The organism is Streptomyces sp. NRRL S-118 (genome assembly GCF_000716335.1).
Classification (GTDB): domain Bacteria; phylum Actinomycetota; class Actinomycetes; order Streptomycetales; family Streptomycetaceae; genus Streptomyces.
Genome location: NZ_KL591005.1, coordinates 125,481 through 138,062, shown reverse-complemented (window position 1 = coordinate 138,062; position 12,582 = coordinate 125,481). Strand labels below are relative to the sequence as shown.

Sequence of the window (12,582 nt, the reverse complement as noted above, 5' to 3'; positions counted from 1 at the left end):
GTTCCGTGCGTACCTCCGTGCGGGCGGAGCCTCAGGGCGACGCCGGCGAGTACAGCGAACGCGGGAGCTCCGAGGCCGCCGCGGCGTCCAGGAGCCACAGCGTCCGGTCCAGACCGTACGCCCCGGCGGCTGGGGCCTGGAGCTCGCCCGCACCCGACAGGGCGGTCGCGGCCGCCTTCGCCTTGTCCTCGCCCGCCGCCAGCAGCCACACCTCACGCGCCGCGCGGATCGCCCGGAACGTCAGCGAGACACGGGTCGGCGGCGGCTTCGGCGCGCCGTGCACACCCACCACCGTGCGCTCCGTCTCCCGCAGCGCGGGGTGCTCGGGGAACAGCGATGCGACGTGCGTGTCCGGTCCGACGCCGAGCATCAGCACGTCGAAAGCCGGCACCGCGGCGTCGGTGGAGACGCCCGCCGGCGCACCGTCACCCGCCCGGGCCGCCGTGGCGAGCTCCTCGGCGTACGCGGCGGCCGCGGCGTCCGCGTCCGTACCGTACGCACCGCCCGACACCGGCATGGTGTGCACCCGCGTCGGGTCCAGCGGGACGGCGTCCAGCAGGGCGGCGCGGGCCTGCGTGTCGTTGCGGTCGGGGTCGCCCTCCGGCAGGAACCGCTCGTCGCCCCACCACAGGTCGAGCCGCGACCAGTCGATCGCGTCGCGGGCGGGCGACGAACCCAGCGCGGCCAGCAGGCCGTTGCCGTTGCGACCACCCGTCAGGACCACCGAGGCGGAGCCGCGGGCGGCCTGGGCGTCCACGATGGTCGTGATCAGCCGGGCCGCCGCGGCCTGCGCCATCAGCTCCTTGTCGCGGTGGACCACCAGCCGTGGTGCGCTCACTTGGCGGCCGCCTTCTTCGCCGGGGCCTTCGCCGGGGCCTTCCTGGCGGATCCGTCACCTTGCGACGCCGCCGCGGCGGCGGGCTCCGGCTCGGCGGTCCCCGCGTCCTCGTGCCGGCCCAGCCGGTCGATCCCGTACCGCAGCGCCGAGGCGTACGTGTCGTCCGGGTCGAGCCGGCGCAGCTCCTCGGCGATCAGCTCCGCCGTCTCACGCCGCTTGAGCGCCACGGCCCGGTCCGGCTGCCCCTCGATGGACAGGGTGGCCAGCGAACCGTCGGCGCGGTCCAGCACGATCGGACCGCAGTCGGTCGCCAGCCGTACGGCGGTGAGCCCCGGGCCGTGCGACTGCGAGCGCTTCACCGGAACCTTCAGCCGGTCGGCCAGCCACATGGCCAGCAGTTCGACGCTCGGGTTGAACTCCTCGCCCTCCACCTCGGCGGAGGTGACCTCGCAGTGGATCTGGTCGAGGGCCGCCGCGAGCATCGAACGCCACGGCGTGATCCGCGTCCAGGACAGGTCCGTGTCACCCGGCGTGTACGCCTCGGCGCGGGCCTTCAGCTCCTCGATCGGGTGCTCCGCGGCGTAGGTGTCGGTCACCCGCCGCTGGCCCAGGTTGCCCAGCGGGTCCTTCGCCGGGTCGGTCGGCGCGTCGACCGGCCACCACACCACGACCGGCGCGTCCGGCAGCAGCAGCGGCAGGACCACCGACTGCGCATGATTGATGACCTCGCCGTACAGCCGCAGCACCACCGTCTCGCCGGTGCCCGCGTCCGCGCCCACTCGCACCTCGGCGTCCAGGCGCGCCTTCGCCCGGTCCCGCGGCGAGCGCGAGAACCGCTTGATGACGACCAGGGTGCGCGACGGGTGCTCGCGGGACGCCTCGTTGGCGGCCTTCAGCGCGTCGTACGCGTTCTCCTCGTCGGTGACGATGACGAGGGTGAGCACCATGCCGACGGCCGGCGTGCCGATGGCCCGCCGGCCCTGCACCAGGGCCTTGTTGATCTTGCCGGACGTGGTGTCCGTAAGGTCGATCTTCATGGCCGGCGCCAGCTCCGTCCGTCTCGTGCGAGCATTTCGTCCGCCTCGACCGGCCCCCAGGTCCCGGCCTGGTACCGCGCGGGCTTGCCGTGCTTGTCCCAGTACTGCTCGATGGGGTCGAGGATCTGCCAGGACAGCTCGACCTCCTCCACGCGCGGGAAGAGGTTCGCGTCACCGAGCAGGACGTCGAGGATGAGCCGCTCGTATGCCTCGGGGCTGGACTCCGTGAAGGACTCGCCGTACGCGAAGTCCATCGAGACGTCCCGCACCTCCATGGAGGTGCCCGGCACCTTCGAGCCGAACCGCATGGTCACGCCCTCGTCCGGCTGGACGCGGATGACCAGGGCGTTGTGCCCCAGCTCCTCGGTCGCCGTGTGGTCGAAGGGGGAGTGCGGGGCCCGCTGGAAGACCACCGCGATCTCGGTGACGCGGCGGCCGAGACGCTTGCCGGTGCGCAGGTAGAAGGGGACGCCAGCCCAGCGGCGGTTGTCGATCCCCAGCTTGATCGCGGCGTACGTGTCGGTCTTGGACTTGGGGTCGATGCCCTCCTCCTCCAGATAGCCGACGGCCTTCGCGCCGCCCTGCCATCCCGCGGAGTACTGGGCTCGCACCGTCGACCTGCCGAGGTCCTTGGGCAGCCTCACCGCGCCCAGCACCTTGGTCTTCTCGGCCGCGAGCGCGTCCGCGTCGAAGGAGGCGGGCTCCTCCATCGCGGTCAGCGCCAGCAGCTGGAGCAGGTGGTTCTGGATGACGTCACGGGCGGCGCCGATGCCGTCGTAGTACCCGGCGCGGCCGCCGATGCCGATGTCCTCGGCCATCGTGATCTGCACGTGGTCGACGTACGACCGGTTCCAGATCGGCTCGAAGAGGGTGTTGGCGAACCGCAGCGCCAGGATGTTCTGGACGGTCTCCTTGCCCAGGTAGTGGTCGATCCGGAAGACCTGCTCCGGGGCGAACACCTCGTGGACGATCGAGTTGAGCTCCTTGGCGGAGGCCAGGTCGTGCCCGAAGGGCTTCTCGATGACCGCGCGCCGCCAGGAGCCGTCGCTCTGGTCGGCCAGCCCGTGCTTCTTCAGCTGCTGGACGACGAGCGGGAAGAACTTCGGCGGTACGGAGAGGTAGAACGCGAAGTTGCCCCCGGTGCCCTGCGCCTGGTCGAGCTCCTCCATCGTCTTCTTGAGGGTCTCGAAGGCCTCGTTGTCGTCGAAGTTGCCCTGGACGAACCGCATCCCCTGGCTGAGCTGCTGCCACACCTCCTCCCGGAAGGGTGTGCGGGCGTGCTGCTTGACGGCCTGGTACACCTCGTCGGCGAAGTCCTCGTCCTGCCACTCGCGACGGGCGAACCCGATCAGCGAGAAGCCCGGCGGCAGCAGGCCGCGGTTGGCGAGGTCGTACACCGCAGGCATCAGCTTTTTACGGGACAAATCGCCCGTGACGCCGAAGATCACCAGGCCCGACGGCCCCGCGATGCGCGGGAGCCGTCGGTCGGCGGCGTCACGGAGCGGATTCGCTCCATGAACTGCGTTCAAGGTCTTACGCCTCCGAAGGGGCGAGGCGCTTGAGCTCCGCCTCGGTCGACTTGAGCAGGTCGTTCCAGGACGCCTCGAACTTCTCGACGCCCTCGTCCTCCAGGACCTGGACCACGTCGTCGTACGAGATGCCGAGCTTCTCGACCGCGGCGAGGTCCGCGCGCGCCTGCTCGTACGTGCCGGCGATCGTGTTGCCGGTGATCTCGCCGTGGTCGCCCGTGGCCTCCAGGGTGGCCTCCGGCATGGTGTTGACCGTGCCCGGCGCGACCAGGTCGTCGACGTACAGGGTGTCCTTGTACGCCGGGTCCTTGACGCCGGTCGAGGCCCACAGCGGACGCTGCTTGTTGGCCTGCGCCTTGTCCAGCGCGGCCCAGCGGTCCGACGAGAAGACCTCCTCGTACGCCTCGTACGCCAGGCGGGCGTTGGCGAGGGCGGCCTTGCCGCGCAGCGCCTTGGCCTCGTCGGTGCCGATGCCGTCCAGGCGCTTGTCGATCTCGGTGTCCACGCGGGACACGAAGAAGGACGCCACCGAGTGGATCTTCGACAGGTCCAGGCCGCGCTCCTTGGCCTTCTCCAGGCCGGAGAGGTACGCGTCCATCACCCTGCGGTAGCGCTCCAGCGAGAAGATCAGCGTGACGTTGACGCTGATGCCCAGGCCGATGACCTCGGTGATCGCCGGCAGGCCCGCCTCGGTCGCCGGGATCTTGATCAGCGTGTTGGGGCGGTCCACCAGCCATGCCAGCTGCTTCGCCTCGGCGACCGTCGCCTTGGTGTTGTGCGCCAGGCGCGGGTCGACCTCGATCGACACACGGCCGTCCTGGCCCTGGGTGGCGTCGAACACCGGCCGCAGGATGTCGGCGGCGTCACGGACGTCCGCCGTCGTGATCATGCGGATGGCTTCCTCGACGGTCACCTTGCGGGCGGCGAGGTCTTCCAGCTGCTGGTCGTAGCCGTGGCCCTCCGAGATCGCCTTCTGGAAGATCGAGGGGTTGGTCGTCACGCCCACGACGTGCTGCTGGTCGATCAGCTCGGCCAGGTTGCCGGAGGTGATCCGCTTGCGCGACAGGTCGTCCAGCCAGATCGCGACGCCTTCGTCGGAGAGGCGCTTGAGTGCGTCTGTCATGAGAGTTGCATCTCCTACTCGTACGTATACCGGCGTCAGCGCGCTGCGGCTTCGATCGATTCCCGGGCGGCGGCGGCCACGTTGTCGGCGGTGAAGCCGAACTCGCGGAACAGGACCTTGCCGTCCGCGGAAGCGCCGAAGTGCTCCAGCGAGACGATGCGGCCCGCGTCGCCGACGTACCGGTGCCAGGTCAGGCCGATCCCGGCCTCGACCGCGACCCGCGCCTTCACCGACGGCGGCAGCACCGCATCCCGGTACCCCTGGTCCTGCTCCTCGAACCACTCGACGGACGGCATCGAGACGACCCGGGTCGGAATGCCGGCGGCCTGGAGCTGCTCGCGCGCCTCGACGCACAGGTGCACCTCGGAGCCCGTGCCGATCAGCACCACCTGCGGCTCGCCGCCGTCGGCGTCGAACAGCACGTACCCGCCGCGCGCGGCGTCGTCGTTCCACTCGTACGTCGGAACGCCCTGGCGGGTGAGGGCCAGGCCGTGCGGCGTGCCCTTGCCGAACTCCTTGGTCCAGCGGCGCAGGATCTCGCGCCAGGCGACCGCGGTCTCGTTGGCGTCCGCCGGGCGCACGATGTTCAGGCCCGGGATCGCGCGCAGCGAGGCCAGGTGCTCCACCGGCTGGTGCGTCGGGCCGTCCTCGCCGAGGCCGATCGAGTCGTGCGTCCACACGTACGTCACCGGCAGGTGCATCAGCGCGGACAGGCGGACGGCGTTGCGCATGTAGTCGGAGAACACCAGGAAGGTGCCGCCGAAGACGCGGGTGTTGCCGTGCAGCGCGATGCCGTTCATCTCCGCGGCCATCGCGTGCTCGCGGATGCCGAAGTGGATGGTCCGGCCGTACGGGTCGGCCTCCGGCAGCGGGTTGCCCGCGGGGAGGAACGACGACGTCTTGTCGATCGTGGTGTTGTTCGAGCCGGCCAGGTCGGCGGAGCCGCCCCACAGCTCGGGGATGACCGAGCCCAGTGCCTGGAGCACCTTGCCCGAGGCGGCGCGGGTCGCGACGCCCTTGCCGGGCTCGAACACCGGGAGCTTCTCCTCCCAGCCCGTGGGCAGCTCGCCCGCGGCGACGCGGTCGAACTCGGCGGCGCGCTGCGGGTTGGCGCCGCGCCACTCCTCGAACTGCTTCTCCCACGCCGCGCGGGCCTCACGGCCGCGGTCCAGGGCTTCGCGGGTGTGCGCGATGACCTCGTCGGCGACCTCGAAGGTCTGCTCCGGGTCGAAGCCCAGGACGCGCTTGGTGGCCGCGACCTCCTCGTCGCCGAGCGCCGAGCCGTGCGCGGCCTCGGTGTTCTGCGCGTTGGGCGCGGGCCAGGCGATGATCGAGCGCATCGCGATGAACGACGGGCGCGAGGTCTCCGCCTTCGCGGCCTGGATGGCGCGGAAGAGGGCCTCGGGGTCGAGGTCGCCGTTCTCCTTGGGCTCCACGCGCTGGACGTGCCAGCCGTAGGCCTCGTACCGCTTCATCGTGTCCTCGGAGACGGCCGTCTCCGTGTCGCCCTCGATCGAGATGTGGTTGTCGTCCCACAGCAGGACCAGGTTGCCGAGCTTCTGGTGCCCGGCCATCGAGGACGCCTCCGCGGAGATGCCCTCCTGCAGGCAGCCGTCACCGGCGATGCAGTAGATGAAGTGGTCGAACGGGGACGCCCCCGGCGCGGCCTCCGGGTCGAACAGGCCCCGCTCGTAGCGCGCGGCCATCGCCATGCCCACGGCGTTGGCGACACCCTGGCCCAGCGGCCCGGTCGTCGTCTCGACGCCCGCCGTGTGGCCGTACTCCGGGTGGCCGGGGGTCTTGGAGCCCCAGGTCCGGAAGGCCTTCAGGTCGTCCAGCTCCAGGCCGAACCCGGCCAGGTAGAGCTGGGTGTACAGCGTCAGCGACGAGTGGCCCGCGGACAGCACGAACCGGTCACGCCCGGTCCAGTCGGGGTCCGACGGGTCGTGCCGCATCACCTTCTGGAAGAGGGTGTACGCGGCGGGGGCCAGGCTCATGGCCGTACCGGGATGGCCGTTGCCGACCTTCTGTACGGCGTCCGCGGCCAGGATGCGGGCGGTGTCTACGGCCCGCTGGTCCAATTCGGTCCACTCGAGGTCTGTGGTGGTCGGCTTGGTGCTCACCCTGGGTCAGGGCTCCTCTCCACATGTCGAATGCCGGTGACGTCGATCTCACCGGCCGCTGTCGAGCCTACCCCCGTGAGAACGCGCATTTTTTCGAGTCATTCCAGAGTGTGGGCAACGCGTGCGGCCCGCCTCCCGACCGGGCTCTCCGGCGTTTGTCATATGAATACGGAGCCGCTCAGCCGAGTGCTCAACCGAGCGCGACGACCGCCCTTTGCGGCACCCTCTCGCACCCCGTTCCGCACCCCTCCGGGCGCCCCTTCCCGCGCCCCCTCCGGCACCCGGCCCAACACGACCGACCCCCGCGGAGGGCGAGGTATGGGCAACGTCTAGAGTGGCGTGGTACGCGCGAGTCTTTACCGGGCCTTCACGCCCGGCGCGACTTGCTGGGATGTCTCTGTCAGGGGTGTGCGTGACGGCCGTCGAATCCCGTCCAGCGGGTGTTCTCGGGACGAGCACCGGCAACCGGCCATTCGGGGCCCGCGTCAAGGCGTTCGTGGCGCTGACCAAGCCGCGGATCATCGAGCTGCTGCTCATCACCACCGTTCCGGTGATGTTCCTGGCCGAGCAGGGCGTGCCCGACCTGTGGCTGGTGGTCAACACCTGCCTCGGCGGGTACCTCTCCGCGGGTGGCGCCAATGCCCTGAACATGTACATCGACCGTGACATCGACGCCCTGATGGACCGCACGTCCCAGCGGCCGCTGGTCACGGGCATGGTCTCGCCGCGCGAGGGGCTCGTCTTCGGCCTCGTGCTCGCGGTCGTCTCCACGGTCTGGTTCGGCCTGCTCGTCAACTGGCTGTCCGCCTGGCTGTCCCTCGGCGCGCTGCTCTTCTACGTGGTCGTCTACACGATGATCCTCAAGCGCCGTACCGCGCAGAACATCGTGTGGGGCGGCATCGCCGGCTGCATGCCGGTCCTCATCGGCTGGTCGGCCGTGACCGACTCGATGTCCTGGGCCGCCGTCATCCTCTTCCTCGTCATCTTCTTCTGGACGCCGCCGCACTACTGGCCGCTGTCGATGAAGGTGAAGGAGGACTACGCGCGCGTGGGTGTGCCCATGCTCCCCGTCATCGCCTCCAACAAGGTGGTGGCCCGCCAGATCGTCCTCTACAGCTGGGTGATGGTCGCCGTCTCCCTGCTGCTGACGCCGCTCGGCTACACCGGCTGGTTCTACACCGCCGTGGCGCTCGCGACGGGCGGCTGGTGGCTGTGGGAGGCGCATGCGCTCCAGGCCCGCGCGAAGGCGGGGGAAACGGGCGCGAAGCTCAAGGAGATGCGCCTGTTCCACTGGTCCATCACGTACGTGTCGCTGCTCTTCGTGGCGGTCGCGGTGGACCCGTTCCTGCGCTGAGGCGTGTGGTGCCGATGACTCTGGCCAGTTTCCCTACTGGTCGGTAGCATCCTGTTCATGGCAGACACCAAGCAGGCGGACAAGCAGGGCGGCAAGCAGGCCGAGCGCAGGATCTCCCGGCTCGCCAAGCAGATCCAGGCGTTCTCCGAGAAGCACGGCGGCGCCGAGGGACAGCTGGCCTACATCGGCCAGATGGGCACCCGCATCGTGCTCGTGGGCGAGGACGGCGGCTGGGGCGACCTCGTCGCCCCCACGCACGAGGTCGCGAAGTCCGCCGCCGAGAAGGCCGGGCTCACGCTCCACGACGAGTTCGACGGCGACCTGGCGGCGAAGGTGCGCACCGGACCGTACGAGTGGACCCGCATGGCCGGCATCCAGATCGGCGGCCCCTCCAACGGCTGAGGCGGCATCCGGGGCTCCAGCGACTGCGGCGGCATCCGGGGCAACACCTCGGGCGGGGGTCACCCGTTAGGACCTGTGACGGTTCAGCCACGCAGGGAGCCCCCGCCATGATCGACACCCCGACGCTGGTGGACCAGTACTGCCACGGGGTGCTCCGCACGGAACTGGGCCTCGGTACGTTCGAGGCCCATCTCGGCAGGACCGGGGGTCAGCCCGCGCCCGGCACCACGTTCTTCGACACGCAGACCGGCTTCGCGGTACGGCGCTGGTGCCCGCCGCTCCTCGGCCTGGAGCCGCACTGCCCGCCCGCCCGGTACCTGGCCCGCCGCCGTGAGCTCGGCGTCCTGGAGTCGGGCCGGCGGCTCCTGCGCTCCACCGGTATCTCCACCTATCTGGTGGACACCGGACTGCCGGGCGACCTCACCGGTCCGGTGGAGATCGCCGCCGCGGGTGACGCGGAGGCCCACGAGATCGTCCGCCTCGAACTCCTCGCCGAGCAGGTCGCCGACACCTCCGGCACGGTCGAGGGACTCCTGTCCAACCTCGCCGAGGCCGTCCACGGCGCGGCGCTCTCCGCCGTCGCCTTCGCCTCCGTCGCCGCCGCGCGGCACGGGCTGGTGCACGCGCCCGATCCGCCCGGCCCCGGCGAGGTGCGCGGCGCGGCCGGCCGCTGGCTGGCGGGCCGCCGCGCGGGCGAGCCGCTCACCGACCCCGTCCTGCTGCGCCACCTGCTGTGGATCGCGGTCTCCTCGGGGCGGCCCCTCCAGCTCCACGTGGGAGTCGAGGACCCGATACGGCTCGCCGGCTTCGCGGCCGCCACCAGCGGACTCGGCACGGACCTGGTGCTGCTGCACGGCTACCCGCACCACCGGCAGGCCGCCCACCTGACGAGCGTCTTCCCCCACGTGTACGCCGACCTCGGGGCCACCCTGGCCCGCACCGGCCCCCGGGCGTCGGCCGTGCTCGCGGAGATGCTGGAGCTGGCGCCCTTCGGCAAGCTGCTGTTCTCCAGCGGCGCCCGCGGACTGCCCGAGCTGCACGTGGTGGGCGCGCGGGTGTTCCGCGAGGCGCTCGGTAACGTGCTGGCCGACTGGGTGGACGCCGGCGCCTGGTCCCGTACGGACGCGCAGCGCGTCGCCGGCATGATCGCGGCGGGAAACGCCCGGCGGGTGTACGGGCTGCGGGCCGGCCCGGACGGGCGGCCCTGGCCAGGGGGTGTCCCGTCGATCAGGCCGGATCGGTGAACGGCCCCTAGACGGTCGCCGTGACGCCCACCGCGTCCGGCTGCCGGGCGGGGATGTCCGGCGTGGCGGACGGCCGCTCGCGCAGGCTCAGCGCCAGACGCAGCACCGCGATCCACATCAGGGACGAGCCCAGCATGTGCAGGCCCACCAGGATCTCCGGCACGCCGGTGAAGTACTGCACGTACCCGATCCCGCCCTGCGCCAGCAGCACCAGAAGCAGGTCGCGGGCGCGCGCCCGGGTGTCGTCCGGGGCGTCCACCACGCGCAGCACGAAGAACATGGCCAGCGCAAGGGCGCACACCGCCCAGGCGAAGAGCGCGTGGATCTGGGCGACGGAGGTGTAGTCGAACGGCATGCGCGGTACGTCGCTGCTGTCGCCCGCGTGCTCCCCCGAGCCCGTCACCGTCGTGCCCGCCGCGACCAGCAGCCCGGCGACGACCACCAGCGTCCAGCCCAGCTTCCGCACGGGCCCCGGCACGCGGGGGCGAGCCGCGCCGTCGCCCTCACGGGTGCGCAGCCAGCTGAGCGTGGTCACCGTCAGCAGCGCGTTGGCGGCGAGGAAGTGGACGGCCACCGTCCAGGGGTTGAGCTCGAGGCGCACCGTGATGCCGCCGATGACGGCGTTGAGCGCCACGATCCAGAACTGCAGCCAGCCCATCCGGCTCAGCTCCCGCCGCCACGGCTTTGCCGCGCGCGCCGCGATGATGAACCAGCCCACCGCCGCCGACACCACGTACGTCAGCAACCGGTTGCCGAACTCGATCGCTCCGTGGATGCCCTGCTCGGACGTGGTGAACAGGCTGTCGTCCGTGCACTTGGGCCAGGTGTCGCAGCCGAGCCCGGAACCGGTCAGCCGGACGGCGCCGCCCGTCACGATGATGACGACGGTCATGACGACGGCGGAGAGTGCGGCGCGCCGGACCGTCTTGGGAGAGGGTGTCCAGCGCTGGGCGATATAGGCGAGGGGGGTCAACACGGACTCCATCGTAGGCGTGTGCTTGTGCATGCGTTCACGAGCCCCCCCGGTAGGGCTACTCCCAGCGGAAGAAACGCGCCGCAGCGCCCAGGCCGAGCACCGCCCACACGGCGAGGATCCCCGCCGGGCCCCACGGCATCGGCGCACCGCCGCGCAGCACGTCCCGCAGGCCCTCCGACAGCGCCGAGATCGGCAGCAGCTCCAGCGCCGCGCGGGCCGCGTCCGGGAACTTCTCCAGCGGCACCACCACCCCGCCGCCCACGAGGAGCAGCAGGAACACCAGGTTCGCGGCGGCCAGTGTCGCCTCCGCCTTCAGCGTGCCGGCCATCAGCAGACCGAGCCCCGAGAAGGCGGCCGTTCCGAGCAGGAGCAGCAGGAGGACGGAGAGGGGGTTGCCGTGCGGCGACCAGCCGAGCGCCAGCGCGATCACCGTGAGGAGGGTGATCTGCAGCACCTCCGTCACGAGGACGGAGACCGTCTTGGCCGCCATCAGCGCCCAGCGGGGCAGCGGCGACGCGCCGAGGCGCTTGAGCACCCCGTACCGCCGCTCGAAGCCGGTCGCGATGGCCTGCCCCGTGAAGGCGGTCGACATCACGGCGAGCGCGAGGACGCCGGGGGCCAGGAAGTCCACGGCCTCGCCGCTCCCCGTGTCGACGATGTCGACCGTGGAGAACAGGACGAGGAGGAGGGAGGGGATGATCACGGTGAGCAGCAGCTGCTCCCCGTTGCGGAGCATCATCCTCGTCTCGAGAGCAGCCTGCGCGGCGATCATCCGGCCGACGGGTGCCGCGCCGGGCTTGGGCGTGTAGGTCCCGGCGCTCATGCGCGCAGCTCCTTGCCGGTGAGGGTGAGGAAGACGTCTTCGAGGGTGTGCCGCTCGACGGAGATGCGGTCGGGCATCACCCCGTGCTGCGCGCACCACGTGGTGACGGTGGCGAGCAGCTGGGGGTCGACGGTGCCGCTGATCCGGTACGCGCCCGGCGTGAGCTCGGCGGCGGCGGTGCCGTCCGGCAGCGCCTTCAGCAGCGAGCCGAGGTCGAGGCCGGGGCGGCCGGTGAAGCGCAGGGTGTTCTCGGCGCCGCCGCGGCAGAGCTCCTCGGGGCTGCCCTGGGCGACGACGCGGCCCGCGTCGATGATCGCTATGTCGTCGGCGAGCTCTTCGGCCTCGTCCATGAAGTGGGTCGTCAGCACGACCCCGACGCCGTCGGCGCGCAGCTCGCGGACGAGGGCCCAGGTGGCGCGCCGGGCCTGTGGGTCGAGGCCGGCGGTCGGCTCGTCGAGGAAGACCAGCTCGGGCCGTCCGACGACGGCCATGGCCAGCGCGAGGCGCTGCTGCTGGCCGCCGGAGAGCCGGCGGTACGTCGTCCGGCCGCAGGACCCGAGGCCGAGGCGCTCGATCAGCACGTCGACGTCGAGCGGGTGGGCGTGCAGCCCGGCCATGTGGCGGAGCATCTCGTCGGCGCGGGCGCCGGAGTAGACGCCGCCGGACTGGAGCATCACGCCGATGCGGGGGCGCAGGCGGGCGGCGTCGGCGACGGGGTCGAGCCCCAGGACGCGGACGGTGCCGGCGTCGGGGCGGCGGTAGCCCTCGCAGGTCTCGACGGTGGTGGTCTTGCCGGCGCCGTTGGGCCCGAGGACGGCGGTGACCGTACCCGCGCGGACGTCGAGGTCGAGCCCGTCGACGGCGGTCTTGGTCCCGTACCGCTTGACGAGGCCCCGGACCTGTACGACGGACTCGTATCGCATGCGGGAAGTCTAAGGAGCGCCGGGCGGTGGACGGGGCCGGGGTGGGGGCATCGGCCGGAAGAGGGACCCTCCCGCGCGCCTGCCCCGGCGCGCCCGTCCGGGCGCCGCCGACGGGCTCCGGCGGGGGTGTCCCACAGCGGCGGGAGAGGGATAAGGGCCGGTCAGAGGGGTCGGGGACGGGTCGGCGGAAACATCCCACCATTGATCGTT

Annotated in this window: 11 protein-coding genes; 3 read left to right on the top strand and 8 right to left on the bottom strand. The window is 71.6% G+C overall.

What is annotated here, in order from left to right; genetic code table 11:
* Positions 1-31: 31 nt before the first annotated feature.
* From pgl to tkt, 5 genes are read right to left on the bottom strand one after another with little or no spacing between them, the layout of a single operon-like run.
* Positions 32-838: a 6-phosphogluconolactonase gene (gene pgl / locus IH00_RS0112210; RefSeq protein ID WP_031072631.1), complete on the bottom strand. Its 807-nt coding sequence runs from the start codon at positions 836-838 to the stop codon at positions 32-34.
* Positions 835-1,875, bottom strand: coding sequence for a glucose-6-phosphate dehydrogenase assembly protein OpcA (gene opcA / locus IH00_RS0112205; RefSeq protein WP_031072629.1), 1,041 nt, complete (start codon positions 1,873-1,875; stop codon positions 835-837). Before opcA ends, pgl begins: the two co-directional genes overlap by 4 nt.
* Positions 1,872-3,404, bottom strand: a complete 1,533-nt coding sequence (zwf, locus tag IH00_RS0112200) for a glucose-6-phosphate dehydrogenase (RefSeq protein WP_031072626.1) — start codon at positions 3,402-3,404, stop codon at positions 1,872-1,874. Before zwf ends, opcA begins: the two co-directional genes overlap by 4 nt.
* Positions 3,405-3,408: 4 nt before the next feature.
* Positions 3,409-4,527, bottom strand: coding sequence for a transaldolase (gene tal / locus IH00_RS0112195; RefSeq protein ID WP_031072624.1), 1,119 nt, complete (start codon positions 4,525-4,527; stop codon positions 3,409-3,411).
* A 35-nt stretch (positions 4,528-4,562) separates the two neighbouring features.
* Complete coding sequence (gene tkt, locus IH00_RS0112190; protein ID WP_031072623.1) at positions 4,563-6,650, bottom strand: transketolase; 2,088 nt, start codon at positions 6,648-6,650, stop codon at positions 4,563-4,565.
* Positions 6,651-7,062: 412 nt separating this feature from the next.
* On the opposite strand from tkt, the gene IH00_RS0112185 reads away from it, so the two are divergent.
* The 3 genes from IH00_RS0112185 to IH00_RS0112175 all read left to right on the top strand — a co-directional run bounded on the left by IH00_RS0112185 (position 7,063) and on the right by IH00_RS0112175 (position 9,650).
* Positions 7,063-8,004 (top strand): heme o synthase, encoded by a 942-nt coding sequence (locus IH00_RS0112185; protein ID WP_031072621.1) that lies wholly within the window; start codon positions 7,063-7,065, stop codon positions 8,002-8,004.
* A 57-nt stretch (positions 8,005-8,061) separates the two neighbouring features.
* Positions 8,062-8,406, top strand: a complete 345-nt coding sequence (locus IH00_RS0112180) for a hypothetical protein (RefSeq protein ID WP_031072619.1) — start codon at positions 8,062-8,064, stop codon at positions 8,404-8,406.
* A 107-nt stretch (positions 8,407-8,513) separates the two neighbouring features.
* Positions 8,514-9,650, top strand: a complete 1,137-nt coding sequence (locus IH00_RS0112175; RefSeq protein WP_052411339.1) for an amidohydrolase family protein — start codon at positions 8,514-8,516, stop codon at positions 9,648-9,650.
* A 7-nt stretch (positions 9,651-9,657) separates the two neighbouring features.
* Here IH00_RS0112175 and IH00_RS0112170 read toward each other — a convergent pair whose 3' ends face one another.
* The 3 genes from IH00_RS0112170 to IH00_RS0112160 are packed head-to-tail and all read right to left on the bottom strand — an operon-like array spanning position 9,658 to position 12,372.
* Positions 9,658-10,635, bottom strand: coding sequence for a COX15/CtaA family protein (locus tag IH00_RS0112170; protein ID WP_039946796.1), 978 nt, complete (start codon positions 10,633-10,635; stop codon positions 9,658-9,660).
* Between the two features lie 46 nt (positions 10,636-10,681).
* Positions 10,682-11,449 (bottom strand): ABC transporter permease, encoded by a 768-nt coding sequence (locus IH00_RS0112165; protein ID WP_031072613.1) that lies wholly within the window; start codon positions 11,447-11,449, stop codon positions 10,682-10,684.
* On the bottom strand, positions 11,446-12,372 hold the full coding sequence (locus IH00_RS0112160; protein WP_031072610.1) for an ABC transporter ATP-binding protein: 927 nt from the start codon (positions 12,370-12,372) through the stop codon (positions 11,446-11,448). The genes IH00_RS0112165 and IH00_RS0112160 overlap by 4 nt, the downstream gene beginning before the upstream one ends.
* Positions 12,373-12,582 lie beyond the last annotated feature (210 nt).